General features: G+C 61.7%; 23 protein-coding genes and 2 tRNA genes. 10 read left to right on the forward strand and 15 right to left on the reverse strand.

Annotated elements, in window-relative coordinates:
- Positions 1-41 precede the first annotated feature (41 nt).
- The 4 genes from ABIE28_RS07750 to ABIE28_RS07765 all read right to left on the reverse strand — a co-directional run bounded on the left by ABIE28_RS07750 (position 42) and on the right by ABIE28_RS07765 (position 2,379).
- Positions 42-710, reverse strand: a complete 669-nt coding sequence (locus ABIE28_RS07750; protein ID WP_354061653.1) for a 5-oxoprolinase subunit B family protein — start codon at positions 708-710, stop codon at positions 42-44.
- 173 nt (positions 711-883) lie between these two features.
- Entirely contained in the window at positions 884-1,060 is a 177-nt protein-coding gene (locus tag ABIE28_RS07755) for a hypothetical protein (protein WP_354061655.1), read from the reverse strand.
- 120 nt (positions 1,061-1,180) lie between these two features.
- Positions 1,181-1,414 (reverse strand): hypothetical protein, encoded by a 234-nt coding sequence (locus ABIE28_RS07760; protein ID WP_354061657.1) that lies wholly within the window; start codon positions 1,412-1,414, stop codon positions 1,181-1,183.
- Positions 1,415-1,518: 104 nt separating this feature from the next.
- The gene (locus ABIE28_RS07765) at positions 1,519-2,379 is read right to left on the reverse strand and encodes a MurR/RpiR family transcriptional regulator (RefSeq protein WP_354061659.1); all 861 of its coding nucleotides are present in this window, start codon (positions 2,377-2,379) and stop codon (positions 1,519-1,521) included.
- Positions 2,380-2,454: 75 nt separating this feature from the next.
- Between ABIE28_RS07765 and ABIE28_RS07770 the strand changes: the two genes are divergently transcribed.
- From ABIE28_RS07770 to ABIE28_RS07780, 3 genes are all read left to right on the forward strand, one after another.
- Positions 2,455-3,042, forward strand: coding sequence for an ABC transporter ATP-binding protein (locus tag ABIE28_RS07770; RefSeq protein WP_354061661.1), 588 nt, complete (start codon positions 2,455-2,457; stop codon positions 3,040-3,042).
- Entirely contained in the window at positions 3,039-3,839 is an 801-nt protein-coding gene (locus ABIE28_RS07775) for an ABC transporter permease (protein ID WP_354061663.1), read from the forward strand. Before ABIE28_RS07770 ends, ABIE28_RS07775 begins: the two co-directional genes overlap by 4 nt.
- Before the next feature lie 109 nt (positions 3,840-3,948).
- A complete protein-coding gene (locus tag ABIE28_RS07780; RefSeq protein ID WP_354061665.1) occupies positions 3,949-4,416 on the forward strand; it encodes a hypothetical protein in 468 nt (155 codons plus the stop codon).
- Between the two features lie 123 nt (positions 4,417-4,539).
- On the opposite strand, the gene ABIE28_RS07785 is transcribed toward ABIE28_RS07780, so the two are convergent.
- The 3 genes from ABIE28_RS07785 to ABIE28_RS07795 all read right to left on the reverse strand — a co-directional run bounded on the left by ABIE28_RS07785 (position 4,540) and on the right by ABIE28_RS07795 (position 6,554).
- Positions 4,540-4,629 (reverse strand) — tRNA-Ser (locus ABIE28_RS07785).
- Positions 4,630-4,686: 57 nt separating this feature from the next.
- The gene (locus tag ABIE28_RS07790; protein WP_354061667.1) at positions 4,687-5,658 is read right to left on the reverse strand and encodes a quinone oxidoreductase family protein; all 972 of its coding nucleotides are present in this window, start codon (positions 5,656-5,658) and stop codon (positions 4,687-4,689) included.
- Complete coding sequence (locus ABIE28_RS07795) at positions 5,655-6,554, reverse strand: TerC family protein (protein ID WP_354061669.1); 900 nt, start codon at positions 6,552-6,554, stop codon at positions 5,655-5,657. The genes ABIE28_RS07790 and ABIE28_RS07795 overlap by 4 nt, the downstream gene beginning before the upstream one ends.
- 174 nt (positions 6,555-6,728) lie before the next feature.
- Here ABIE28_RS07795 and ABIE28_RS07800 point away from each other — a divergent pair, with 174 nt between their 5' ends.
- From ABIE28_RS07800 to ABIE28_RS07810, 3 genes are read left to right on the forward strand one after another with little or no spacing between them, the layout of a single operon-like run.
- Positions 6,729-7,181: a YeeE/YedE family protein gene (locus ABIE28_RS07800; RefSeq protein WP_354061671.1), complete on the forward strand. Its 453-nt coding sequence runs from the start codon at positions 6,729-6,731 to the stop codon at positions 7,179-7,181.
- Complete coding sequence (locus ABIE28_RS07805) at positions 7,181-7,651, forward strand: DUF6691 family protein (RefSeq protein ID WP_354061673.1); 471 nt, start codon at positions 7,181-7,183, stop codon at positions 7,649-7,651. The genes ABIE28_RS07800 and ABIE28_RS07805 overlap by 1 nt, the downstream gene beginning before the upstream one ends.
- The gene (locus ABIE28_RS07810; RefSeq protein WP_354061675.1) at positions 7,648-8,802 is read left to right on the forward strand and encodes an FAD-dependent monooxygenase; all 1,155 of its coding nucleotides are present in this window, start codon (positions 7,648-7,650) and stop codon (positions 8,800-8,802) included. The genes ABIE28_RS07805 and ABIE28_RS07810 overlap by 4 nt, the downstream gene beginning before the upstream one ends.
- A 63-nt stretch (positions 8,803-8,865) precedes the next feature.
- Here ABIE28_RS07810 and ABIE28_RS07815 read toward each other — a convergent pair whose 3' ends face one another.
- The 3 genes from ABIE28_RS07815 to ABIE28_RS07825 form a co-directional block, all read right to left on the reverse strand.
- Positions 8,866-9,588, reverse strand: a complete 723-nt coding sequence (locus ABIE28_RS07815; RefSeq protein ID WP_354061677.1) for an invasion associated locus B family protein — start codon at positions 9,586-9,588, stop codon at positions 8,866-8,868.
- A 145-nt stretch (positions 9,589-9,733) separates the two neighbouring features.
- Entirely contained in the window at positions 9,734-13,219 is a 3,486-nt protein-coding gene (mfd, locus tag ABIE28_RS07820; protein ID WP_354061679.1) for a transcription-repair coupling factor, read from the reverse strand.
- Positions 13,216-13,494, reverse strand: a complete 279-nt coding sequence (locus ABIE28_RS07825; RefSeq protein ID WP_354061681.1) for an FAD assembly factor SdhE — start codon at positions 13,492-13,494, stop codon at positions 13,216-13,218. The genes mfd and ABIE28_RS07825 overlap by 4 nt, the downstream gene beginning before the upstream one ends.
- A gap of 147 nt (positions 13,495-13,641) precedes the next feature.
- On the opposite strand from ABIE28_RS07825, the gene recG reads away from it, so the two are divergent.
- Positions 13,642-15,795 (forward strand): ATP-dependent DNA helicase RecG, encoded by a 2,154-nt coding sequence (gene recG, locus ABIE28_RS07830; RefSeq protein ID WP_354061682.1) that lies wholly within the window; start codon positions 13,642-13,644, stop codon positions 15,793-15,795.
- A gap of 141 nt (positions 15,796-15,936) precedes the next feature.
- Here recG and glmS read toward each other — a convergent pair whose 3' ends face one another.
- Positions 15,937-17,763: a glutamine--fructose-6-phosphate transaminase (isomerizing) gene (glmS, locus tag ABIE28_RS07835; RefSeq protein WP_354061683.1), complete on the reverse strand. Its 1,827-nt coding sequence runs from the start codon at positions 17,761-17,763 to the stop codon at positions 15,937-15,939.
- Positions 17,764-17,767: 4 nt separating this feature from the next.
- Positions 17,768-19,129 (reverse strand): bifunctional UDP-N-acetylglucosamine diphosphorylase/glucosamine-1-phosphate N-acetyltransferase GlmU, encoded by a 1,362-nt coding sequence (gene glmU, locus ABIE28_RS07840; protein ID WP_354061685.1) that lies wholly within the window; start codon positions 19,127-19,129, stop codon positions 17,768-17,770.
- A 138-nt stretch (positions 19,130-19,267) separates the two neighbouring features.
- Here glmU and ABIE28_RS07845 point away from each other — a divergent pair, with 138 nt between their 5' ends.
- From ABIE28_RS07845 to ABIE28_RS07855, 3 genes are all read left to right on the forward strand, one after another.
- Positions 19,268-20,068, forward strand: coding sequence for a hypothetical protein (locus ABIE28_RS07845; protein WP_354061687.1), 801 nt, complete (start codon positions 19,268-19,270; stop codon positions 20,066-20,068).
- 77 nt (positions 20,069-20,145) lie between these two features.
- A tRNA-Lys gene (locus ABIE28_RS07850) sits at positions 20,146-20,220 on the forward strand.
- A 265-nt stretch (positions 20,221-20,485) separates the two neighbouring features.
- Positions 20,486-20,887, forward strand: a complete 402-nt coding sequence (locus tag ABIE28_RS07855; RefSeq protein ID WP_354061689.1) for a host attachment family protein — start codon at positions 20,486-20,488, stop codon at positions 20,885-20,887.
- Positions 20,888-20,904: 17 nt separating this feature from the next.
- On the opposite strand, the gene ABIE28_RS07860 is transcribed toward ABIE28_RS07855, so the two are convergent.
- The 3 genes from ABIE28_RS07860 to ABIE28_RS07870 form a co-directional block, all read right to left on the reverse strand.
- Positions 20,905-22,968 carry an ATP-dependent helicase gene (locus ABIE28_RS07860; RefSeq protein ID WP_354061691.1) on the reverse strand — a complete coding sequence of 688 codons (2,064 nt, stop codon included), beginning with the start codon at positions 22,966-22,968 and terminating at the stop codon, positions 20,905-20,907.
- Positions 22,969-23,057: 89 nt separating this feature from the next.
- Complete coding sequence (locus ABIE28_RS07865) at positions 23,058-24,230, reverse strand: hypothetical protein (protein ID WP_354061692.1); 1,173 nt, start codon at positions 24,228-24,230, stop codon at positions 23,058-23,060.
- 9 nt (positions 24,231-24,239) lie between these two features.
- Positions 24,240-25,439, reverse strand: coding sequence for an amidohydrolase/deacetylase family metallohydrolase (locus tag ABIE28_RS07870; RefSeq protein ID WP_354061694.1), 1,200 nt, complete (start codon positions 25,437-25,439; stop codon positions 24,240-24,242).
- Positions 25,440-25,448 lie beyond the last annotated feature (9 nt).

A 25,448-nucleotide genomic window follows, 5' to 3' on the forward strand; every position in this document is an offset into this window, starting at 1 on the left:
ACTGGTCAGCGGTCCAGCGCGCTTGATCGTCAGTGTCGCTGTCATGGTTTCACCGAGAAAGACACCGCATCGCCTGCGCTCAAACGTGTTGGCGGGTCGCGCAGGGGATCGAAATTGCTGAAGTCGGTATGCCCGATCACGTGCCAGCCGGTGGGCATTTCCGTTGCGGTGATAGCTGTCTGCCCTGCCGCAAACAACACGCTGCCGGCGGGAACGGCTGTCCGCACGGTTTGACGCCGTGGCACAACCAGCTCCTGCGGATGCAAGCCGAGGTAGACGAATCCCGGTGCGAAACCGGTGGCCAGAGCCCGCAACGGACTAGCGTTGTGCGCCTCAATAAAACTATCGCTACTCTTGCCGAGCAATGCAGCAACCTCGTCAAGATCTGGGCCGGTGAACGCAACAGGTATCGTCCAGTTCGCGGGCGGAGGTAGTTCTACCTGCGGCCCGGAAAGCAACAGACGCAGTTCACCCGCGATCGCAGCATAAGAGCTTGTGATCGGATCATAGCGCAGCAACACAGAGACGAGGCTCGGGGCCACTTCCAAAACGCCTGTAATACCGGCGCTATCAAGCGCCGCTGCAAAGGCTATCGCGGCCTTGTTGGCAGCGTCGGTCAGACTCGTTTCAAAGCGCACGACGATAGCACTATCGCCCAGTGGAACGATGGCCGGCGTGGGCAGTGCTCTTGGTTGGGTAGAACCAGCCATGGTGCAGCCTCCTTGGCTGAAACATGGGCTCGTCCTGTCGGACCCGCCCGGAACAGTCAACCCGGTCCATATGCCAAGAGGAACTCTGCCTCGCTCGTAAGACCGTTCATCGCTACCGATACTGTATAAGGCGTATCGGCCGGAATTGACCTGCCGGGACGGAAATTGTCCGGTCAGTTGGGTTCTTTGCCGTCCTGGTCGACCACAGCGTCGAACAGCTCTCTGGCTTGCCCGACACCGATCGCCTCGATGGCGACCGCTGCAATGGCAGCAAAAAGCTCTGCGATTTCTTGGGGATCGGTGATTTCGGCGTCGTCGTCTTCAGCGTCGGCGTTGATCAGAGTGAACACAATAACGCGCCTCCAAAGTTAGCCAATGGAGAGAGTGTGCGACGATTCCTGTTACGGAATAAATAATGGAAATCGACTCAGCGGCCGCGATAGGGCGATTGCCACTTAGGTCAGGCGCGCTTACTCTTCCCCCGCCTCGAGTTTATCGAGATAGGATTCGATTTCGTCGATCGTGGCCGAGAACGGCTGAGGCACATTCCCGTAAATTACCTTGAAGTCAGCATCGCGGAGAGCATGCCCGCCTTTGCCGCCCTGCACCTTGATTTTCTCTGCGGTCAGGATCGTCAGGTTGTGGCGCGCTGCGATCCGCTTCATCCGGCGCATACGCGACGCGTCAAATTCTTTGCGGCTCACGAGACTTCCTCTGCATTGGTGGCGCATCGACCGGAACCCAGCCGACGTGAAACAGCCCAATACCCCGACACATCCCTGTAAGGCAAGCGCTGCGGCCATCCGGTTCAGTTGGAGGCCAAGGTCTTTCTAAGCCGAGACAGGCGATTGAGCGACGCAGTTGCCGCTGGCGCATCCATAAGCGACAGTGCCACGACCAGTGTCTCGCCCCACACCATCGTGCTGCCATGCAGTGCCATCCCGCGGGCTTCGCCGCGAGGCACTTCGACAACCATTTCCATGTTTCGCGCTTTTCGTGCCGATGCCTTGTCCGTGACGAGGATGATCGGCACGCCGACGACAGCGGCCTCATTCATCACGGCCTCGACTTCGGGATAGGTCCGGCCATAGGAAAAGGCGAGTACGGTGTCGCCTTGGCGGAGGCCCAGCAGTTGGTCAGCCAAGGCACTGCCAGCCGTATCGAGGAGAGCGGTTTCCCGCCCATGCCGGGCGAGCAGATGCGACAGATATCCCACGATATGCGCAGTCGGGCCGATACCGAACAGCACGATGCGCCTGGCAGCGTGTAATTTCGTCGCCACCGCCATCAGATTTTCAAGCTGCGCATCGCTGTCCAACTCATCGATCTGGCGCTTCTGCAAAGCGAGGATCTGAACGGCGGCGCGGCGCGCATCGGCATTGGATGCTTTGGCGGTTTGGCTGAAGCCTTCGGCCGGCGAGGTTTCCGTCATGAGGTCGGCGAGTGTGCGCTTGAGCTGCGGCAGGCCCGAATACCCCAGTGCCTTGGCGGTGCGGATGATGGTCGCGTCTGACGTTCTGGCGGCGTGGGCCAGCTCGTTTGCCGAGCGCGACATCACCTCGGCGCGGTTGTGATCGAAATAGATGGCAATGCGCCGCATGGTCGTTGGCAGTTCTGCCATGCGGGCCTGCAGTCTTGCCGAAAACGCGTCGATACCGGCCAAAACCACACCTCAAAACTCTGTAGTAAACACTACATCTTGCTACACTGGGCGGTCAATGTGATGGCTGAGGCCGGAGGGTGCATGAGCAATCGACTAACGGCTACCGCGCTACAATGCCTTGATATCGGGCCCATCGACCTCGTGGTCGAAGGCGGACAATGCCTGGCGGTTGTCGGGCCATCGGGTAGCGGCAAGAGCCTGATATTGCGCATGATTGCGGACCTGATCCCGCATCAGGGCGAGTGCAGCCTGGATGGCGTTTTGGCCAACGCAATGCCGTCCCCTCAATGGCGCAAGCATGTGCGTTATGTGTCCTCGGAGCCCGGCTGGTGGGCGACGACTGTGGCTGAACACTTCGCTGATCTCGCAACGCTCGTCCGATGTACGACCTCCCTTGGCCTGCCGACCGACCTAGGGAGCGCCGCACCGGAGCGCCTCTCGACTGGCGAGCGGCAGCGCGTTGCCCTGCTGCGCGCAATCGAGCAGCGGCCGCAGGTCTTGCTGCTCGACGAGCCGACCTCCGCGCTCGATACGGCTGGCACATTACTTGTGGAAGCACTGGTGCGCGACCTGATGGCGTCGGGAATGGCGATCATCCTTGTCTCCCACAACCCCGAGCAGGTCGCTCGGCTAGCCAGCGCTACCCTCTCGCTGGGGCAAAGGCCATGAACAGCCTGATCTTCAGCACCACGGAACTGCTGCTGGCCAGCGGACTGATCGTTGCGAGCGCCGGGCTGTCGCTGCTGCTGAGCCTTAGTATCCATCGGCAGTTGCTGATTTCCGGCGTGCGCATGGTGGTCCAACTGCTGCTGGTGGGGCTGGTGCTGCGGTTCATCTTCGAGAGTGGTAGCCCGTGGCTGACACTGGCGCTGCTGATCGCCATGCTGACGGCCGCCTCTTATGAAGTTGGCGCGCGTCAGAAATGGCGGCTGAGCGGCGGCTGGCATTTTGCCCTCAGCGGGGTGGCAGTCAGCACGGCGACAATCCTTGTCGCAGGATTCGCGCTCTCGACGCTCGCATCAACGTCGGATTGGACGGCGCCACGCGTTGTTATTCCCATCGCGGGCATCGTGCTTGGCACCGCCATGAGTGCCACCAGCGTTGCGCTCAATGCCCTGCTCGATGGCATTTCATCGGCCCGCAACGGCATTGAGGCGCAACTGGCGCTGGGCCGCACCCGCAACGAGGCCATGCGGCCCATGTTGCGCAAGGCCATTCACGCTGGCACCATCCCGGTCATCAACCAGATGGCAGGCGCCGGCATCATCACCCTGCCCGGTATCATGAGCGGGCAAATCCTTGCCGGTCAGGATCCGCTGACCGCCGCACAGTCGCAGATTTTTCTGATGTTCCTGCTCAGCGGCGCGGCCATCGCCAGCATCGTCATCGCTGTCTGGCTGGCCATTCTCCGACTGACAGATGACCGTCACCGTCTACGGCTGGACCGCCTGAAGCCCCATTCGTGACCGCCTTCAAGCATCGACAGGGTATGCCGCGCATAAATTGAAGCATGGCGCATGAATCGGTTGAACCTTTTGTTCGCCAGGCGGTTTTCATAGAAAATGGAGACCCGTCATGACTTACGAAGATCCTAGCCGCCGGCAGCCCAAGGGCGACCACAACCGCCGGATTTCTTTGGGAGTGGACCCAGATCACTTCGCCGCTGAAGCGGGTATCACTGTCGATGAACTCCATGAATACGAAACCAGTGCGCCAGACCATGGCTTTGACGTCTATGTCGCCGAGCGCGTCGGCGAGACACTACAGCGTCTTGAGGCGGTGCTGCCAAATTCACAGACCGGCCGCCAGCATGCGGTTCCCGGTGCCCGTGTCGAAGACGTCGGCGTTATTGATGACACTACGGAAGACGTGGTCTTGGTCGTCACCACGTTCGAGGTCGACGAGGTTGACGTGCCGCTGACCGAGATCGGCGAAGATGGCCGGGTTCATGCGGTGTCCGACTACGAGCGAGCTGACAACCGCCGTGCGGGCGAAGACGAGTTGCCGCCAACCGCGCCATTCATTCGGTCCAACCCGGACTGAAGCTCTGATGCCGCAGCGTCGCAAATCAACAAAACCCGCTCGCAAGCGGGTTTTCATTCTTAAGGCATGACGAAGTCGGCGAACGCATCGCCAACCTGTTCAAAAACCAAGCAAAAGGAGCAATGGCGGGTAGGGAGGGATTCGAACCCCCGGAACGCTTTCACGTTCGCCGGTTTTCAAGACCGGAGCAATCAACCGCTCTGCCACCTACCCGTTATCTGAGCGTTTAGCGGCAGAGCGCGAAGCTGTCCAGTGCGGCGCGCGACTTCCTTACGGGACGAGGATCACCGAACCGGTGGTTTCACGGCCTTCGAGCGCGCGATGGGCGTCTGCGGCCTGATCGAGCGGGAATGTTCGACCGATTTCCACCTTGATGGCGCCGGATTTGACCGCCTCGAACAGGTGCCTGGCACCCTCGACCAATTCTTCGCGCTTGGCAAAGTAATGCACGCTGGTCGGCCGGGTCACGTAAAGCGAGCCTTTGCGCGCCAGCACGGTGATGTCCGGGACGCTGACAACGCCCGAAGCATTGCCGAAGCTGACCATCAGGCCGCGCGGGCGCAGGCAATCAAGTGACTTTTCAAAGGTCGACTTGCCGACCCCGTCATAGACGACATCGACGCCCTTGCCGTCGGTCAGTTCGCGAACGCGGGTAGCGAAATCTTCGGTGTTGTAATTGATGACGTGATCGCAGCCATGCGTTAGCGCCATGGCCACCTTGTCGGCGCTGCCTGCGGTACCAATCACGGTGGCGCCGAGGGCCTTGGCCCACTGCGTCGCGATCAGGCCGGTACCGCCAGCGGCGGCGTGCCACAGGATGGTCTGGCCCTTGGCCACTTCCCAGGTCTTGAACAGCAGATAGAACGCCGTCAGGCCCTTGAGCATGATGGCCGCAGCCGTGCGGTCCTCGATGCCGTCGGGGATAGTGACAAGGCCGCTGGCGTTTAGCAGCCGTTCTGTGGCGTAGGCGCCGAGCTGGCCCTGATAGGCGACACGGTCACCAATCTTGAAGTCGGTCACGCCCTCGCCCAGGGCGGTGATCACCCCTGCCCCTTCGTTGCCGGCAACGAAGGGGGTCGGCACCGGATAAAGGCCCGAGCGCTGATAGGTGTCGATGAAATTGAGGCCAATTGCCGTCTGACGCACAGCGACATGTCCTGGGCCGGGACTGGCCAGCGGCCGATCCTCGACGGTTAGAACTTCAGGACCGCCGGTGCGGTTGACGACAATAGCCTTGGTCATTTGGGAGCCTTCGGTTTGCGGGGCGCAGATTTTGGTCGCGATTGCGCCCGCGCCGTTGGGGTGGACTTGGTGCTGGGCTTTTTAACCGCAGCAACGCCGGCAGTGGCAGTCACCGATCCGGCAGCGCCGGTGAAGGGAGCGACAGGCCCCCTCGCCTTGCCGCCCAGTCTACGCTGTTTTGCGAAGATGTTGACAGCCTCGACCAGCACCGAAAAGGCCATGGCGGAGTAAATGTAGCCCTTGGGAATGTGGAAACCGAGGCCATCGGCGACCAGTGTCACCCCGATCAGAAGCAGGAATGCCAGCGCCAGCATCTTGGTGGTCGGGTGGTCCGCAACGAACTTGGCGATGGGGCCGGACGCGATAAACATCACGCCGACGGCGACGAGAACGGCCGCCACCATGATCGAGATGCGCGCGGTGTATTCGAGCGTGGTCGGCACCATGCCGACGGCGGTGATGATCGAATCGATCGAGAAGACCATGTCGATGACGACGATCTGGATAATAATGGCCTGCAGCGTTGCCTTGGCCTTTTCGGCGAGGTCCAGCTCGTGCGGCTCCTCGATGGCCGCGTGCATTTCATGCGTGGCCTTGTAGACGAGGAACACGCCACCGGCGATCAGGATGATGTCTTTCCAGGAGAGATCAAATCCGGCAACCGACAGCACGGTCTGGTTGAGGCTGATGATCCAGCTGATCAGCAGCAGCAGGACGATGCGGAAGGCCAGCGCCAGGCCAATGCCGAGCTTTCTGGCGAACTCGGCCTGCTCGCGCGGAAGGCGCGACACGAGGACCGAGATGAAAACAATATTGTCGATGCCGAGCACGATCTCCATGATCGTCAGGGTTCCAAAGGCAAGCCAAACAGTAGGATCGGCCAAAAACTCAAACATCCGTCGACTCCATAGCGGGTACGCCTATCTAAGCACGGCTATTTTGCCGCGATAGCTGGCACAGCAGAGTTTTCCTCGTCCTGCGGCATTGCCAGCACACACAATGCGCTTCGCCGCTGGCTTCGAGCGATGGCGGGGTGGTATTCTCGTGCCACAACAACGCCGAGTGTTCACATGGAATCGTTCACGCCACTTTCTGCCGCCATCGGTGGCAGCCTCATTGGCCTTGCCGCCGCCGTGCTGTGGCTCGGCAATGGTCGCATCGCTGGTATATCCGGCATTTTCGGCAATGTGCTGCCACCTATGCGCTCCGCCGTTTGGCGGGTGGTGTTTCTAGTGGCGCTGGTCGCTGCGACCTTTGTTGCGGCAAAGCTGTTTCCGGGCCTTGGCGCAGGCGGCGACGAACCAGCGCAGCTGGTCGAAGCCCCGGCCGCCTGGGGCATTTCCACCCCAGTCTGGCTGGCCATTGCTGGCCTGCTGACCGGGCTCGGCACCCGAATTGGCAATGGCTGCACCTCCGGGCACGGCGTGTGCGGGCTGGCGCGGCTGTCCTTGCGGTCGTTGGTGGCTGTCATCGTGTTTTTCGGCGTCGCGATCCTCACCGTTGCCGTAACGGGGGTGGTGTGATGGACAACCTCAAGCTCCCCTATCTCGCCACGGCCGCCGTCAGCGGCGCGCTGTTTGGCACCGGGCTCTACGTTTCGCAGATGGTCGATGCCTTCAAGGTGCTGCGCTTTCTCGATTTTGGCGCCATCCCCACGGGCGGCTGGGACCCGAGCCTAGCTTTTGTCATCGGGCCCGCGATTATCGTCATGTTTATCGTGGTACAGTTCAGCCGCCGTCGCGCTGCACCGCTGTTCGACACACGCTTTCATGAGCCACAGTCCAAGGTCATCGATGCGAGGCTGATTGGCGGCGCGGCCTTGTTCGGCATTGGTTGGGGCATGGCCGGGATTTGCCCCGGCCCCGCCATCTCGCTGATCGCTTTCATGCCGGACAATCTCTGGATATTCCTCATTGCCATGTTCATCGGTTCGGCGGCTGGCAGCCTGATCATTCCGAGCGGCAGCTCGGCCAAACTGGCGAATGCACAATGATTTCATACGACGCAGACGCCATTGTTGTTGGCGGCGGACTGGCTGGCGTTGCGGCGGCGATTGCCGTCGCCAAGGCGGGCCTCAAGACTATTCATCTGGCGCCAGCCGGGCCACCGGATCGGCGCACCTCAGCGCTGATGATGCCGAGCGTCGACTATCTGTCGGGCGCCGGCCTGATCGATGATCCGGCCGAGATCGGTCACGCGCTGACGCAGATCCGCATCATTGACGCGACCAACCGCCTGATCCGTGCGCCAGAAACACTGTTTGATTCCAAAGAGGTTGGCCTCGCGGCCTTCGGCTGGAACTTTGCCAATACCAAGCTGCTGGAACGCTTTCACACCGTCGCAGCGGAACTACCGAATCTTGAAACCCGCAACCTCGGTGTTACGGCATTGAATGCCGAACACACGGTCACGCTGACAGATGGTACCACCCTGCGCGCGCCTTTGATCGTCGGCGCGGACGGCAAGAAGTCGCTCATCCGTGGTGCGGCCGGTATCCACGCGCGCGAAACGGCGTTCTCACAGGCTGCTCTCGTCTGTGATCTCGATCTGGGGCGGCCCATCGGTGGCGCGTCGATTGAGTTCCACTATCCGCAGGGCCCCTTCACGCTGGTTCCGGCGGGCGGCAATCGCGCCAATCTGGTTTGGATCGATGATCGTGCCGTTTTGACAGCTGCACAGGCTGGCGGGCCGGACGCTCTGCTCAAAATCTTTGCTGAGAAATCTCAGCGCCTGTTCGGCAACATAGCGCTGGCAACACCCGCCCATGTGTTTCCGCTCAGCACGCTCAGCGTTGATCGCGCCGGTGTCGATGGCGTGGTGCTGGTTGGTGAAGCGGCACACGCCTTCCCGCCCATTGGGGCGCAGGGGCTTAATCTCGGCCTTCGCGATGTGGCCGATCTGGCGGCAGCGCTCGCCGTAGCTGATCGTCGTGCCGATGACTGGGCCGTCAAGGTCAGCCAGGACTATTCTGCGCGGCGCGCTGCCGATCTGGTGCGCACGGGCGGCGTCGTGGACACGCTGTTTCGGTCACTACTCGCCGAGATGATCCCGACGCAGGCTTTGCGTGCTAGTGGGCTCTGGGCACTCAAGCTCGCCCCTGCTTTGCGGCGGCGAGCTTTTGCGGTCGGCATGGGTGAACGCTAGAACGCAGACAACAAAAAAGGCGCGGTCTCCCGCGCCTTTTTCGTATCAATTTTTGGTCGCCGCTTACTGCGCAGCAGGTGCAGCTGGCGTTTCACCGGCAGCCGGGGCAGCAGCGCCACCATCGAGCTGGCGACGGAGTTCTTCAGCGCGATCCTGCAGAACCTGCTCAAGGGCGTTTTCGCCCGAAGTTTCCTGACGGAACTGGTCGAAGGTCAGCGCAGCTTCGCCATCATAGGTGGCGGTGAACCCAGCGAGAGTGATCTCGATGGTCAGATCCTGATTCTGGCGGTTCTTGGCGGTCAGCTTGAGCACGCCACCACGCTTGAGCGAATTGACATACTGCTCATTGATCACGAGCTGAGTTGCGCACGACGTTGGGTCGCACAGCATGTAGGGAACGCGCACTGGCTTGGCGCCATCGATCTGCCAGGTCAGGCCGAACGGCAGCAGCACGCCGAGTGGCACGGCAGCAACGGCCAGCAGGCGGCTTTCCTGGCCTGGATCGTCACGCAGCAGGAAAGAGCCGAGGAACTGGCCATTTGCCAGAACGACCTGGCGCATGATGCAGGCCTTCTGGCCATCTGGAAGCGGATCGCAGACCTTGAGCCAATTGTTGCTGGCAACACCGGGTATGGCCGGAGCTGCACCAGCGGCTGGCGCGGCAGCAGCGGGTGCTTCAACAGCAGGAGCTGCTGCAGGTGCTGCTTCCTGAGCGAAGGCCGTGAGAGGGGACAGCATGAGCGCGGCCACCGCAAATCCGGCGACGAGGGGTTTCCTGAACTTCATAGAATTTCCTTGGCTTCTTTGGCGGTCCCGGTGGCCTAGCGCCACCTTCAAAACTGAACTGCCCTTCAAGTGCTGAATTCGGGCAATAACATGACCGACAGACCTTGCCAAAGGATTATGGCAAGACAGGGTTATCGGCAGGGCCTCAAGCGGCATTTTCTGCCAGTTTTGCTAGGCGTGACAGGATTGCGGCTGCGCCCTTGAGCCGATCATTCGGCGTCGGCCAGTTGCGGGCGAACACGAGTTTCTGATCGGGTTTGATGCGAACCTGGCTCGCCGGATCGCTGACCATGCGCACCAGAGCGGCCGGATTGGGGAACTCGTTGTGGCGCAGCGAAATGACCGCACCCTTTGGACCAGCATCGACTTTTTCGACATTGGCCTGGCGGCATAGCGCCTTGACGAGGATCACCTTGAGCAGCGCTTCGACCTCTTCCGGCAGCGGGCCGAAGCGGTCGATCAGCTCGGCGCCAGCGGCGTCAATATCCCGGATATCGGTCAAATCGCCCAGTCGGCGGTACAGTTGCATGCGCAATTGCAGGTCGGGAACGTAGTGCTCGGGGATCATCACCGGCATGCCCAGCGAGATTTGCGGGCTCCACTCGTTCTTGTCCTCGTAGTCCTCTTCGCCATTCTTGAGGTTGGCCACGGCCTCTTCAAGCATGGCCTGATACAGCTCGAATCCGACTTCACGGATATGGCCGGACTGCTCGTCGCCGAGCAGGTTCCCTGCCCCGCGAATATCAAGATCGTGGCTGGCCAGCTGGAAACCGGCGCCGAGGCTTTCGAGCGATTGCAGCACGCCGAGGCGCCGTTCGGCCGTGTCGGTCAATTTTCTGTCAGCAGGCACCGTGAACAGCGCATAGGCACGCGCCTTGGCGCGGCCGATACGACCACGGATCTGATAGAGCTGCGCCAGGCCGAAATGATCGGCCCGATGTACGATCAGCGTGTTGGCATTTGGAATGTCGAGACCTGATTCGACGATGGTGGTGGCCACCAGCACGTCGAACTTGTTGTCGTAGAAGGCATTCATGATGTCGTCGAGTTCGCCCGGCGCCATCTGGCCATTGGCGACGACATAGGACACCTCGGGCACCTGCGCCTTGAGGAACTCGGCGATCTCGTGCTGATCTTTGATGCGCGGCACGACATAAAAGCTCTGCCCGCCGCGATACTTTTCGCGCAGCAGCGCCTCGCGCACCGACAGCGCATCGAAGGGCGAAATGAATGTGCGAATCGCCAGACGGTCGACGGGCGGCGTTGCCAGCAGCGACAGGTCCCGCACGCCGGTCAGCGCCAGCTGCAGCGTGCGCGGGATCGGTGTCGCGGTCAGCGTCAGAACGTGCACATTAGCCTTGAGCTCCTTGAGGCGCTCCTTGTGGCCAACGCCGAAGTGCTGCTCTTCGTCCACGATCACCATGCCAAGGTCTTTGAACTTGATGGTCTTGGACAGGAGGGCATGGGTGCCGACGACGATATCGACCTGACCATCGGCCAGACCTTCTTTGGTCGCCTTGAGCTCGGCCGAACCGACCATGCGCGAGGCCTGACGGACGCGCACCGGCAGTCCGTTAAAGCGCTCGGAGAAGGTCTTGAAGTGCTGACGCGACAAGAGCGTCGTTGGCACGACGACTGCCACCTGCTTGCCGCTGAGTGCCACGGCAAAGGCCGCGCGCAGCGCAACTTCGGTCTTGCCGAAGCCCACGTCACCACAGACCAGACGATCCATGACGCGGCCCGAGGTCACGTCATCGAACACCGCTTCGATAGCGGCCATCTGGTCTTCGGTTTCCTCATAGGGGAAGCGCGCGGCGAATTCGTCATAGGCGCCCGGATTGATCTCGACCACGTCCGCTTTGGTAAGCAGGCGCGCCGCCGCGATCTTGATGAGCTGCTCCGCCATTTCGCGGATTCGCTGCTTGAGCTTGCCCTTCTTGGCTTGCCAGGCGACGCCGCCCAGCTTGTCGAGGGTCACGTGACCATCGTCCGAGCCATAGCGGGTCAGCAATTCGATGTTTTCGACCGGCAGATAGAGCTTGGTGTCGCCACCATATTCGAGCTCGACGCATTCATGCGGTGCGCCACCGGCCTGGATCACCTTGAGGCCGAGGAAGCGTCCGATACCGTGATCGACGTGGACCACCAGATCGCCGGCAGCGAGGCTCGCCGCTTCGGTCAGCGCGTCGCTGGCCTTCTTCTTGCGCTGCGGTCGCAGGATGCGTTCGCCCAGAATATCCTGCTCCGAAAGGACCAGCAGGTCCTTGGTTTCAAAGCCGGTTTCGAGCGGCAGCACGACCAGCGAGGTGGTCGCGGCGCTTGTGGTTTCCGCGTCGCGCCAGTTTTCGGCGAGGCGCGGATTGGTGAGGCCATGGTCTTTGAGCACCTGCACCATGCGGTCACGGGTGCCCGTGCTCCAGCAGGCGACCACGGCGCGACGGCCATTGCGGCGTTCGGCGAGCAGTCGATCGACAACGGACTGGAACAGATTGGTGTCGGTCGCCTGCCGTTCAGCGGCAAAGCTGGGGGCGATGTGCCCACCCGCGTCATCCGACGCCTTGGTCTCGGGCGACAGGAACTGCGTCAGTTGCACCACGGATGCGCCAGCCAGTGCATAGGGATGCTGGTCGACGGCATAGAGCAGGTCAGGCTTGATCGGCTTGTAGGGCGCGCCGGAACCAGCGACGACCGGCAGCAGCCGCGCGGCTTCACGCGCGTCGTAGTAATCGCGGATCTGCGCAACGCGGTCGGCATAGGCCTCGCTGGCCTGCTCGTCGAACACGAATGGTGCATCGCCGACATAGCTCGCCAGCGTATCCATGTGATCGTAGAAAAACGGCAGCCAGTGCTCGGTGCCCGAATAGCGCGAACCGCCACTGACCGAGGCATAGAGGGTGTCATCGACGGTATTGCCGCCGAAGGTCGCCGTGTAATTCTGCCGAAACCGCTTGATGGTTTCGTCGGTCAGCACCACTTCGCTCATTGGCGTCAGGTCAACGCGCTTCAGCGTGCCTGTGGTGCGCTGGCTGTCGGGATCAAAAGTGCGGATGGATTCGAGCTGGCTGCCGAAGAAATCAAAGCGCAACGGTGCTTCGGCGCTGGCCGGGAACAGATCGACCAGACCGCCGCGCACGGCATATTCGCCGCTTTCGCGCACCGTCGGCACGCGCAGATAGCCGTTATTGGACGCCCAGCTGATCAGCTTGTTGCTGTCGACCACGCGGCTGGTCACCGCCGAAAACGACATGGTTTCCACCACATCGCGTGGCGGCAATCTCTGGATCAGCGCGTTGACCGCGGTCAGAACGACAGCGCCCTTGCCGCCGCTGGTCAGCGCCGCCAACGTGTTCATCCGCGCGGCAATGGTGACGTTGTTGGGGGAGACGCGATCGTAAGGCAGGCAGTCCCAGGCGGGCAACGTCAGCACAGTGTGCCCCGGCAGCATGGCCGTCAGAATATCGGCCATGCGCTGCAGGCGACGACCGTCGCGCGCCACGAACACAACACTCGCCGCATCGTCCGGGGCAGCCTCGATGCGCTGCTGCACGAGGCGCGCCAGCACCATTGGCTGCATGCCATCGGGCACATTGGCGATGGTGCGGGTTGGACGCTGCGCGACGATCTCGTTCATTTTGCCAACCGGGCCTGATGGTCTGCAATCACCTCGGCAAGAAACACCCGGTCGACATGGGCCGGTGGCTCCTCCTGCCCCATCACCCAGGTCAGCAATGGCGGATCTTCTTCGCTCATCAACGCTTCGAGCCGATCAAGCTGGGCCTGGTCATAGTCATGGATATTGGCGTCAGCAAACGGCCCCAGAATGAGGTCCATCTCCTTGGTCCCACGGTGCCAAGCCCGATACCGCAACTTCTTGCGGCGCATGGAAATATCTTCACCGGCAGTCATTTGACGCACCATGATCCCGCGTTTGTTCTCGCTTTGGACGCTTGTTTACGCGGATTAACCGAGATTGTCAGCCCTCGAATCCGTATCGAACCACGCGGGCGTGGCACGATGTGCATTTCGTATCACCAGCTCATTCGGTGAGGGTTCTTGCAGAAGATCACTTGTGGCATTTTCCTCCCAAGGAGAATCGCCCTGCCCCGTCCCGAAGCCCTATCGCCGCTGTTTGCCTCGCTGCATTCCATCAAGGGTGTCGGCGACAAGCTGGCTGTGCTGTTGACCCGGTTTTTCGGGGCGCCGGATGGGCAGGAAGCGATTGCGCTCGATATCCTGATGCATATGCCGTCCGGTGTGGTCGACCGACGCCGCCAGGTTGGCATTGCCGAGGCCTATCTCAACCAGATCGTGACGCTGAAACTTCACGTCGACCGCCACCTGCCGCCGCCGCGCGGCAAGCTGCATATCCCTCATCGCGTCTTTGCCCATGACGATACTGGCGATGTGCAGCTGGTGTTTTTCCGCGCCCAGGGTGGTTGGGTGGAAAAGGCGTTGCCGGTTGGCGAGGAACGTTTCGTTTCCGGCAAGATCGACTTCTTCAACGGCGAAAAGCAGATCACCCATCCCGACTATATTGTCGAGCCGGAGCGCTTCGCCACACTGCCGCTGGTCGAGCCGGTCTATCCGCTGACGCAGGGGCTGAGTTCCAAGGCGTTGGCCAAGCTGGTGCGGCAGGTGGTCGATAGCGTGCCCGAACTGCCTGAATGGGTCGCGCCGGCCACAATGGCGGAGCGCAAATGGCCCAGCTTTGCCGACGCGATGCGCGTGGTGCATTTTCCGACCAATCCCGCCGAGGCCGAGTTGTGGGCCCCTGCCCGCATGCGGCTGGCCTATGACGAGTATCTCGCCGGGCAAATCACCCTGCAGTTGATCCGCTCCACCATGGTCGCCGCGCGCGGTATTGCACGCCAGTTCACTGGCGAAGTCACGCAACGTGTAACGGAGGCGCTACCATTCTCACTGACCCAAGGCCAGCAACAGGCTGTCGACGAAATTCGCGCCGACCTGGCTTCGCCCGACCGCATGTCACGATTGCTGCAAGGCGATGTCGGCGCCGGCAAGACCGTTGTGGCTCTGATGGCCATGGCGGCGATTGCCGAAGGCGGCGCGCAGTCAGCCATCATGGCGCCGACGGAAATCCTCGCCACGCAGCACTACAAGACACTCAAGCCACTCTGCGACGCGGTCGGCCTCGGATGCGAGCTACTGACCGGCAAGATGGGCGCCGCCGAACGCCGCGCAAAGCTGGCGTCCATCGCAAGTGGCGAAACCGATATCGTCGTGGGCACCCATGCCCTGTTCCAGTCGGGCGTCGAATTCCACAATCTGGGCCTCACCGTGGTCGACGAACAGCACCGCTTCGGCGTGCACCAGCGTCTGGCGCTATCCGACAAGGGCAAGCACACCGATCTGCTGGTGATGACCGCCACGCCGATCCCGCGCACGCTGGTCCTCACCCACTTCGGCGACATGGCCGTCAGCGTGCTGCGCGAAAAGCCGCGCGGGCGTCAGCCGATCGATACGGCCGTGCTCTCCATCGGCGACTATGACCGTGTCATCGCCCGCCTGCGAGCGCGGCTGGACGAAGGGGCGCAAGCGTTCTGGGTTTGCCCTTTGGTCGAGGAGAGCGAGCATCTCGACGTCATGGCCGCCGAAGATCGTTTTGCCGAACTGCAAAAGGTGTTCGGCGACAAGGTCGCGCTGGTGCATGGCCGCATGAGCGCCGCCGCCAAGCAGGCTGTCATGCAGCGCTTTTCAGCCAATGAGTTGAAGCTGCTGGTGGCCACGACCGTGATTGAAGTCGGCGTCGACGTGCCCAATGCCTCGATCATGATCATCGAACATGCCGAACGCTTTGGTCTGGCCCAGCTGCATCAGTTGCGCGGCCGCGTCGGCCGTGGCTCGGTTCGCTCGGCCTGCTTGCTGCTCTACAAAGACCCACTGAGCGAAACCGCCAAAGCGCGGCTCGATACCATCAAATCGACCGAAGACGGCTTCGTCATCGCCGAGCGCGATCTTGAGCTACGCGGTCAGGGCGACGTGCTGGGTACGCGCCAGTCCGGCATGCCGGGATACCGGCTGGCCGTTCCGGACGTGCATCGGCATCTACTCGATTTCGCGCATGACGAGGCCAAGGAACTGTTGGCGCGCAATCCGGGGCTGGCGGGACCGGAAGGTGAAGCAGCGCGGACGCTGCTCTATCTGTTCCGGAAAGATCTGGCGATTCCGCTGATCCGGGCGGGGTAACGCCACGCCCTCGTGGTTCGAGGCTTTGCTATGCAAAGCACCTCACCATGAGGACTACTGGAACATCAAGCCGACGGTAGCCCTCATGGTGAGGTGCGAGCTTTTCGCGAGCCTCGAACCACGAGGGCGTAGCACAGAGCCCTACTCCACCGTCACCGACTTCGCCAAATTCCGCGGCTGGTCGACGTCCGTGCCCATGAACACTGCCGTGTGATACGCCAACAACTGCACCGGAATACACGCCAGGATCGGCGCGACGAAGCTCGACACATGCGGGATCACGATAATGTCCGCCACGCCATGGCCCACGGTTTCGGCGCCTTCGGCATCGGTGATCAGAATGATCTTGCCGCCACGGGCCGCCACTTCCTGCATGTTGCTCAGCGTCTTGTCGACCAGCTCGTCCGATGGCGCGACGACGATCACCGGCATGTCTTCGTCGACCAGCGCGATCGGCCCATGCTTGAGCTCGCCAGCGGCATAGCCCTCGGCGTGGATATAGCTGATTTCCTTGAGCTTGAGTGCGCCTTCCATGGCGATGGGGAACATCGGGCCACGGCCGAGATAGAGCACGTCCTTGGCTTTGGACAGGCGCTTGGCGATGTCAACGATCTGACCTTCGGTTGCCAAAGCCGCCGAGACTGCGGTCGGGAGGCCGACCAGCGAGCGAACAAATTCGGTCTCCTGCTCAGCGCTCAGTACGCCACGCGCCCGACCGGCGGCAATCGCCAGACTGGCCAAAGCGGTCAGCTGCGCGGTCAGCGCCTTGGTGGAGGCAACGCCGATTTCTGGTCCGCAGAGGATCGGGAACACCACATTGGATTCGCGCGCAATGGTCGATTCCAGCGTGTTGACCAGCGAGGCGACGTGCTGGCCCTGGCTGGCGCAATAGCGCAGCGCCGCCAGTGTGTCGGCGGTTTCGCCGGACTGCGAAATGAATAGCGACAGCCCGCCCTTTTCAAGCGGCGGCTCGCGGTAGCGGAATTCAGACGCCACATCGATATCGACAGGCAGCCGCGCATAGCGCTCGAACCAGTATTTGGCCACGGCGCCTGCCAGATAGGCCGTGCCGCAGGCGCTGATGGTCAAGCGGCTGAGATCGGCGAAATCAAACGGCAGGTTTTCGCGAATGGCGACCTTTTCGGCGCCCATATCCACATAGTGGCTCAGCGTGTGCGAAATGGTTTCGGGCTGTTCGTAAATTTCCTTGGCCATGAAATGGCGATGGTTGCCTTTGTCGACGAGTAGCGCTGAAGCGTGCGACACCTGCTGCTCGCGCTGCACGATGGCGTCCTTGCCGTCGCGGATGGTGACGCCAGCCGGCGTGATCACCGCCCAGTCGCCATCTTCGAGATAGGTCAGGCGCGAGGTGAACGGCGCCAGCGCCATGGCGTCGGAGCCGAGATACATTTCGGTCGTGCCGTAGCCGATGGCGAGCGGCGCACCGTGGCGCGCGGCGATCAGCAGGCCCTCTTCGCCCTTGAACAGGAACGCCAGGGCAAATGCACCCTTGAGCTTTTTCAGCGTGCGGGCAACGGCCAGTTCGGGATCGGCGCCATTGGCCAGTTCGCGCGACACCCAGAGCGCCACCGATTCCGTATCGGTCTGCGTTTTGGGCAGGTAGCCGTCCTTGGCCAAATCAGCCAGCATTTCGCGGTAGTTCTCGATGATGCCGTTGTGCACCACGGCCACGCGGTCGGTCGCATGAGGGTGCGCATTGAGTTCGGTTGGCGCGCCGTGCGTCGCCCAGCGGGTGTGGCCGATGCCAACCTGACCGCCGAGCGGTTCAAAACTCAGCTTCTGCGCCAGGTTGCCCAGCTTGCCCTCGGCCCGGCGACGCGCGATGGCACCACCATCGAGCGTTGCCACGCCCGCGCTGTCATAGCCGCGATATTCGAGGCGTTTCAGCGCATCCACGAGGCGCCCGGCAACGGGCTCAGTTCCGACAATACCGACGATACCGCACATGATGTTAGACCTTCTTGGCCTGCTTGGAGGCGAGTTTCTTGGCTTTGGCCTGCTCGAAAAATTCCTTGGCGCGACCGGGTTTATTGGTCTGCCGGCTGCGGGCAAACGCCATGGCGTCGGCCTCGACATCCTCGGTGATGACGCTTCCAGTCACCACAAAGCCGCCTGCGCCCACGTTCACCGGTGCCACCAGCGACGAGTTCGAACCGATGAATGCACCGTCGCCGACGACGGTCTGGTATTTGTTGAACCCGTCATAGTTCACCGTGATCACGCCCGCGCCGATATTGACGTTAGCGCCGATCGTGGCGTCTCCGACATAGCTCAAGTGGCTTACCTTGGCCCCCACCCCGATATCGGCTTTCTTGATTTCGACGAAATTGCCGACCTTGGCATCGGCGCCTATATTGGCCGCCGGCCGCAGCCGGGCAAACGGCCCGATGGAGGCGTTTCGTCCAATATGGGCGCCTTCGATATGGCTGAACGCGTGAATGACCGCGCCCTCTTCGATGGTCACCCCTGGCCCGAACACCACATTGGGCTCGATGGTCACATCGCGCGCGATCTGCGTGTCATAGGAGAACCAGACGCTCTTGGGGTCCTTGAGCGTCACCCCGGCCTTCATGAAGTCGTCGCGGCGCAGTTCCTGAAAGGTCGCCTCGGCCTGTGCCAGCTTGCTGCGGTCGTCGACGCCGATCAATTCATTGGCGTTGACCTCGATATAGTCGATCCGTTTGCCGTCGCCTGCCGCCAGCTCGACGGCGTCGGTCAGATAGTATTCGCCCTTGGCATTGCTATTGCCGATCCGCTCGATGACCGAGCGCAGTGTGTCGCCGCGAAATCCAAGAATGCCGGAATTGCAGAGGCCAATTTTGCGCTCTTCCTCGCTCGCGTCCTTGTGCTCACGAATGGCGTATACGCGGCCATCTTTTGTTAAAAGTCGGCCGTAGCCAGTCGGGTCCTTGGGACGGAATCCCAACACCACCATGTCGGCGCCGCCGTCGAGGCGCGCCACGATTTCGGCGAGTGTCTGGGCCGTTACCAGCGGTGTATCTGCATAAAGCACTATCACGTGGCCGCTGGCGGCATCATAGCTGGCTTTGGCTTGCAGCACGGCATGGCCGGTGCCCAGGCGCTCATGTTGGCGCGCGATTGGTGCGCCGGGCGCCCACGAATGGACCGCAGCCTCTACCGCATCGTGATTAGGCCCGACCACCACTGCGACCTGGGAGCCCGAGGCAAGCACGGTACGCAGAACGTGGCTGACGACGGGCAGACCTCCGACGGGGTGAAGAACCTTGGGCAAAGCCGACTTCATGCGGGTGCCTTCGCCGGCCGCAAGAATGATCGACAGCAACTCAGTCATGAAGGCGTCTCCGACTGGCCATTTGGCCAAGTATTTTCACAGATTTATGGCACGGAACCGTTGGCGAACATATAACGGCGGCCGCATGGTGAACATCAGCAAGGCGATTGATTCGCCATTGCTCGCGAGGATATTGTTTTGGCTAGAGCATCGGAGCAGTTCCGGCAATCAGACGTCAGCACTTGGGGCATTGTTGCGCTCGTATTGGGCGGGATTGCGGTCATGGGTGCCAATGTTTCGGCGCTGATTCCGCCAAGTGTTCTTGCCGGGCTGCATAAAACCCGCATCGAGGGCGCTTCGCTCGAGCAGTTGCGCGGACAGGTTGCCGAATTGCGAGACGAAACACTGCGTCTCAAGCGCGAGAATGGTGTGCTCGCTGCGCGTTTCGCGCTCGAAGAGCAGGATGGCAAGGAAGTGGTGCGGCGCGTCGGCGCGCTGGAAGTCACCCTACCCCGCCTGCTTGAGAACATGCCCGACAATAACCGTCCCCTCGATCGCAACACGACAGCAGCCATCGGCCAAGGCCAGGCACTGATCTATGACGCAGACGGTGGTTCCGTGCTGATCCGCCAACAGCCAATGGCGGCTGCAAGGCCGAGCCTGCCCGATATTCAGCCGCTGCCGCTCGCCGTTGAAGACGCGCCGGCTCAGGTCGCCAATATTGTACCGCCCAACAATGCCGCCTTTGGCGTGGCGCTTGGCCCACCGATTGCTGCTGCACAGGCACCGGGCAGCTGGCAGGATCTGTCGATGAAACTTGGGCCGCTGCTGTTTGGCCTCGTGCCCATGCTGGCCGATACGGCCGGTGGCGATGACAAGCGGATCGTGGTCGGTCCCATCTCGCAGCTGTCCGAAGCGACGTCTCTTTGCGCTCGTCTGGAGCAGATTTCGGTGTCCTGCCTGCCCATGCCATACACAGGCACGCCGCTAAGCTTTTGAATACGGCGCAATTGCGGTTGACAGCGAAGTCAACCTAGCTATGTTCCGCCGCGACGCCAGCGGCGTTCGTTTGGTGCGTGCCGGTAGCTCAGTGGTAGAGCATTCGACTTTTAATCGAATGGTCGAGGGTTCGACCCCCTCCCGGCATACCATTCTCCAAACTTTGCGAAAGCAGTGCCCTTCGTCGTCCCACACGACGCGCTGCTATCGAACTCCAAGATCCATGTCAGCCTGCTGCCAGCGATCATTTCTCGTTTCTGACGGGCAACGGGTTAGGCCACCGCAGGCCGCTGACGGCGCATCTCAGCAAGTCAGAAGTCGCTTTCAAACGGATCGTTTGGACAGACCGTGCGTTTTAGATGGACGAGGCAGGCTGTAGCCAGCCTCGGGTCATCGACCAAACTCAGGACAAACAAAATGATGCTGCCCAAAGGGACAACTGTCGCGGTTGCAGACGGAGAAAAGCTCAACATCTTTCGCAATTCGGGGGATGAGGCGAACCTGAAACTGGCGCCGACAACTCTCTCCGATGTCGATGCAGAAAGCTCAGGCAGCGGGTCGCGTCAGGACAGCTCTGGCAATCCGGATGGCAACCAATCGGCCGAGGATGGTTTTTCGGCGGGCATTGTCGCCATGCTCAACAAGAGCGTGCTCGACGGCAAGGTCCACGGCCTGGTGGTCATCGCTGCCCCACGCGCGCTCGGCGAGATGCGCAAGCACTATCACAAGACGCTCTCCAGCAAGCTCCTTGCCGAAATTGCCAAGGACTTGACGGGGCACTCTGTCTCGGACGTCGAAGCGGCCATCAAGGCTGCCTGAGGCCTCAAGCCAGCCGGTCACCACATGCCCCTGACCTTGGCTCCAAGGTCGATCACGGCATGTGGGGTCAGCGAGGCAGCGGGATTGTACGGCGTGACCGCCGGCCAGAGAATGTCTTCGAACAGAGTTGTCATGGCGCGCGGGATGAAGCGCGTGCGTTGCGCATAAAGGTGCCGGTCGCCATTGCGTGTCTGCTGCGTCACGTAAAAGCGCTGCGGCACCATGAGATGCAGCTCATCCTTGGCGCGCGTCATCGCCACATAGAGAAGGCGCCGCTCCTCTTCCAGTTCATGGGTGGACCCAGTACCCAGATCGGACGGGATGCAGCCATCCACCACGTTCAACACATGCACCGATTTCCACTCCTGCCCTTTGGCTGAGTGGATGGTGGAGAGGATCAAGTAATCCTCGTCGCGCATCGGCACGCCCGCCTGATCGCTGGTGGCATCGGGCGGATCGAGGGTTAGTTCGGTGAGAAACCGGTCACGACTTTGGTAGCCACCGGCGATCTGCTCAAGCTGGATGATGTCGGCAAGCCGTGTCGCCGCGTCCTCGTGCAACCGCTCCATCAGCGGTTCATACCATTGCCGGGCATAGCCGATTTCCAGCGGCCAGCCCGCCTGCTGCGAGGCAAGCCGTTCGACCAGGGTTACGAGATCGGCCCAGTGCTGGCCGGCCTTGAGCGGCGGCGGCACCTGCTGCAGCGCCCAGACAGCGTCTGCCCCCGTCGCAATCGCATCGAGCGTCCGACCGGCCATGCCGGGGCCGACCCCGGGCATCAGCTGCAGCACCCGGAAACCCGCGACACGGTCGCGCAGGTTCTCGGCCCAACGCAGAATCGCCAACAGATCTTTGACATGAGCGGCATCGAGAAATTTGAGGCCGCCGAACTTCACGAAGGGGATGTTGCGCCGCGTCAGCTCGATTTCGAGCGGGCCCGAATGGCTCGACGTGCGGAACAACACCGCCTGCTGCTTCAGTGGCGTCCCGGTCTCGCGCGCTTCCAGCACGCATTTAGCGACATAGCGCACCTGATCGGCCTCATCCTTGACCGTCACCAGATAGGGCTTGGCCTCGGACATGCGGTCCGACCACAGGTTCTTCGTGAAGCGCTCGGACGCCTGCTCGATGACCGCATTAGCCGCCGCGAGAACTGGTTGGGTCGACCGATAATTTCGGTCCAGCGTCACGATATCCGCGGCCGGCGAAAAGGCGCCGGGAAAGTCTAGGATGTTGCGCACATTGGCAGCGCGGAATGAGTAGATCGACTGCGCATCGTCGCCGACCACCGTCAAATTACGACCATCGGGCCGCATCGCCAGCAGCACCGAAGCCTGCAGCCGGTTGGTGTCCTGATACTCGTCGACCAAAATATGGTCGAACAGACCGGATACCTGCGCCGCAATGGACGGCTCGGCCATCATGCCGGCCCAGTAGAGCAGCAGGTCATCATAATCGAGCACGTTCTGCTTCTGCTTGGCTTCGACATAAGCGCCGAACAGCGTCCGCAGTTGCTGCTTCCACATGGCACACCACGGGAAAACCGTGTTCACCACATCGTCCAGATCACCCTGCGCGTTGACCACCCGCGAATAGATGGCAAGGCAGGTGCCCTTGGTGGGAAAGCGGGTGTCCGTGTCGCTGAACTTGAGCTCGTGGCGCACCAGGTTCATCAGGTCAGCTGAATCTTCGCGATCATGGATGGTGAAGGCCGGATCGAGCCCAATCTGGTGGGCGTGTTCGCGCAACAGCCGCGCGCCGATGCCGTGAAACGTGCCGGCCCAGCTCAGCGTGTCGGTGATGACACCAGAACTCAAACCCAAAACTTTGGAGGCGATGCGCTCGACGCGGCGGCTCATCTCGGCGGCAGCGCGACGCGAAAAAGTCAGGAGCAGGATGCGTCGTGGATCGGCGCCGTTGACCACCAGATGCGCGACGCGATGCGCCAGCGTGTTGGTCTTGCCCGAGCCGGCCCCGGCGATGACCAGCAGCGGCCCCGCCTCTGGCTTGCCCACACCGTGTTCGACAGCCCGCCTCTGCTCGGGGTTGAGCGCATCAAGATAAGTAGCGGCAGCCGACACGAATCGATCCTTGTTGTTCGACCGACACCGTGCCTTTGTTCGCCTTTTGTTTGCAACACACGATTGAGTTCGTCGTCGGAACGGCAAACTCACCCGTTCAGGGCGTCACCGATCCATTCGAGATTAGAACGGCGCAGGTGACCGTAATTGTAGAAGGCAAGGTCTTCGACGCCGCTGTCGCGCAACATCGCGACGGTCGAGACGAAGGCGTCGCGGGAAGCGAAGTCCGGATGGGATGGGCGGAGGATGCCGCGTAGCTTGGCATCCGCGCCGATGCGACGGCGGATATCGAACAGGTCGGCCTTCACCCGCATCGGATTGGGCTCGTAAAAGCACGCCTCGATGACGCCTGCGGCCTGACTTAAAGACTGCAGATCGCTGCCCTCATACCAGGCCCCACCAGTCGGACGGGCAACGGACGGGATGACGGCAATACTCACCTCTAGTCGCACGGCGTTGCGGATTTCAGTGACCAAAGACGTCACCTGCCGGTTACGGAAATCGAGATAACGGCGCAGGTCACCGTCGGCGACGATATCGGCCCGCCAGAAGGCTTCGGCCATGTCGGGCTCAAAGTCGATGTCGCTATCGAGATAGGCGGCAATGTCATCCGCGACCTGCGCCTTGAGCCGGCGTGCGTCGATGGCCTGGCTTTCGGCGGCCGCAACGCAGTGGTCGCAGAAGCAGAGCCCGAGCATGTTTTCCAGCCACGGATTGGAGCGCACTAGTGCAAATTCATGGTGGTAGCCGTGCGCATAGGGCGCAAAACCCGGTGCTTCGAGCGACAGTCCGGACACGGCATGGGTTTCGGTGATGTCCACCGCCAAACCAACGGCATAGGCCCGCGCATCCGGCGCTGACGGGCAGAGATTGTAGAAGTACGGATCGCCAAACGCATTGCGCACCACGCTGTCGGGATGCGCCATGCCGAGCGGCGTATTGTGCAGCAGCACCAGCCAGGCGTTGACCGCCAAGCCGCCCTGCGCGATCAGTTCGCCCACCACATCGCGCTCCTGCACCAGAGCGCTGGGACGCGGTTTGATGGCCCCGTATCGCGATGCGTCGGTGCGGAAATAGGTGGTGCCGTCGTCGGGGAAATAGACCTTGCCGCTGCGGCCATGCGGACGCAGGAATTTGCCGGCATGGTAGCTGCCGGCAATCGTCACTGTATCAAGGCCCAGCCGCCCGAACTCCCCGATGGCGCTGGCAGCGCCGATCTCGGCAATATCCCACGCATAGGCGTAGATCGATTTGTAGCTCATCGGTCGGCCCTAGTGCTGGTGGTGATGACCCTTGAGGAAGCTCTCCTCAAATGGGCGGCGGCTGACCTCCATCTCGCGGCCATCGAGATAGACGGTCACCGGCTGCAGCAGGCTTGAACCGGCTCGCTTGGTGCCTTCCACGTCCTCGAACACGTAGTCACTGTCATATTGGCGCAAGACCGTGATGTCGGCGGGTGCGCCGACGCCGATATGCCCCAGTTCAGGGCGACGAATGGCCAGCGCCGGACGGCTCGTTGACATGCCGATGACGTCGGCCAGCGACAGACCGCAATTGAGCAGTTTGCTCATCGTATGGAGCATGTCGTAGCCGGGGCCTTCGACGGCGATCACATGCACATCTGATGAAATGAGATCTGGCTTGAAGCCTTCGCGCAAAGCCGCTTCTGCCGTGTCATAGCCGAATGCGCCCATGCCGTGGGCGATATCGAACAGCACGCCGCGTTCGCGCGCTGCCCAGACGGCGTCCAGTACCTTACCGTCAGGGCCGATGGCCGAGTTGGGCTCGGGCCGGTAGCAATGGGTCAGGATATCGCCGGGGCGCAGCATGTCGACGACGTCGGAATAGCTTGGTGGCGGATGGCCGATATGAGTCATCAGCGGCAGCTCGACGGCGTTGGCCGCCTCAAGCGCCAGCTCCAACGCGCCCAGTCCCAGATCGCCGGTGACGATGCCGCCGATGCGGACCTTGACCCCGATGATGCGGTCGCGATTGGCTTCGATCTTTTCGACGCAGCGATGCACCGGCAGCATTGCGCGGGCCGTGGCCTCGCCAATGGACACATCCTTGTCGAAGCCGAAAATGCCGGGGAAGGAAATGTTGAGGAAGGCGAAGATCCGGTACGGCGACTGGACCATTACATAGTCGCGGAAGCCGTCGTAATTGCCGGCACCTGCGCTGCCCGCATCCACCAGGGTCGTGCAAGCCGAGCGGCGGGCTATGAAGCCGGGATCGACGCTCAGCGAAGTCGCCTTGTGGTAGACATGGGTGTGGATGTCGATCAGGCCCGGCGCCACGACGCAGCCGGATAAATCACGTTGCTTGCCCTGCCCCGGATCGATCGACTTCGCGACCGCAGCGATTTTGCCGGCCTTGATCGCGACATCGAAAGTGCCGTCGACGCCGTTGCGCTCGTCAATGACGCGACCGCCCTTGAGAACGAGATCGTAGGTGGTTCCGGCCGAAGCCATCGGATGTCT

It is taken from the genome of Devosia sp. 2618 (genome assembly GCF_040546815.1).
GTDB lineage: Bacteria > Pseudomonadota > Alphaproteobacteria > Rhizobiales > Devosiaceae > Devosia.

Excerpts from the sequence above, each read along its gene's own strand:
- ABIE28_RS07750 (WP_354061653.1), bottom strand. The coding sequence starts at position 710 with ATGGCTGGTTCTACCCAACCAAGAGCACTGCCCACGCCGGCCATCGTT.
- ABIE28_RS07770 (WP_354061661.1), top strand. The coding sequence starts at position 2,455 with ATGAGCAATCGACTAACGGCTACCGCGCTACAATGCCTTGATATCGGG.
- ABIE28_RS07775 (WP_354061663.1), top strand. The coding sequence starts at position 3,039 with ATGAACAGCCTGATCTTCAGCACCACGGAACTGCTGCTGGCCAGCGGA.
- ABIE28_RS07780 (WP_354061665.1), top strand. The coding sequence starts at position 3,949 with ATGACTTACGAAGATCCTAGCCGCCGGCAGCCCAAGGGCGACCACAAC.
- ABIE28_RS07790 (WP_354061667.1), bottom strand. The coding sequence starts at position 5,658 with ATGACCAAGGCTATTGTCGTCAACCGCACCGGCGGTCCTGAAGTTCTA.
- ABIE28_RS07795 (WP_354061669.1), bottom strand. The coding sequence starts at position 6,554 with ATGTTTGAGTTTTTGGCCGATCCTACTGTTTGGCTTGCCTTTGGAACC.
- ABIE28_RS07800 (WP_354061671.1), top strand. The coding sequence starts at position 6,729 with ATGGAATCGTTCACGCCACTTTCTGCCGCCATCGGTGGCAGCCTCATT.
- ABIE28_RS07805 (WP_354061673.1), top strand. The coding sequence starts at position 7,181 with ATGGACAACCTCAAGCTCCCCTATCTCGCCACGGCCGCCGTCAGCGGC.
- ABIE28_RS07810 (WP_354061675.1), top strand. The coding sequence starts at position 7,648 with ATGATTTCATACGACGCAGACGCCATTGTTGTTGGCGGCGGACTGGCT.
- ABIE28_RS07815 (WP_354061677.1), bottom strand. The coding sequence starts at position 9,588 with ATGAAGTTCAGGAAACCCCTCGTCGCCGGATTTGCGGTGGCCGCGCTC.
- mfd (WP_354061679.1), bottom strand. The coding sequence starts at position 13,219 with ATGAACGAGATCGTCGCGCAGCGTCCAACCCGCACCATCGCCAATGTG.
- ABIE28_RS07825 (WP_354061681.1), bottom strand. The coding sequence starts at position 13,494 with ATGACTGCCGGTGAAGATATTTCCATGCGCCGCAAGAAGTTGCGGTAT.
- glmS (WP_354061683.1), bottom strand. The coding sequence starts at position 17,763 with ATGTGCGGTATCGTCGGTATTGTCGGAACTGAGCCCGTTGCCGGGCGC.
- glmU (WP_354061685.1), bottom strand. The coding sequence starts at position 19,129 with ATGACTGAGTTGCTGTCGATCATTCTTGCGGCCGGCGAAGGCACCCGC.
- ABIE28_RS07855 (WP_354061689.1), top strand. The coding sequence starts at position 20,486 with ATGATGCTGCCCAAAGGGACAACTGTCGCGGTTGCAGACGGAGAAAAG.
- ABIE28_RS07865 (WP_354061692.1), bottom strand. The coding sequence starts at position 24,230 with ATGAGCTACAAATCGATCTACGCCTATGCGTGGGATATTGCCGAGATC.
- ABIE28_RS07870 (WP_354061694.1), bottom strand. The coding sequence starts at position 25,439 with ATGGCTTCGGCCGGAACCACCTACGATCTCGTTCTCAAGGGCGGTCGC.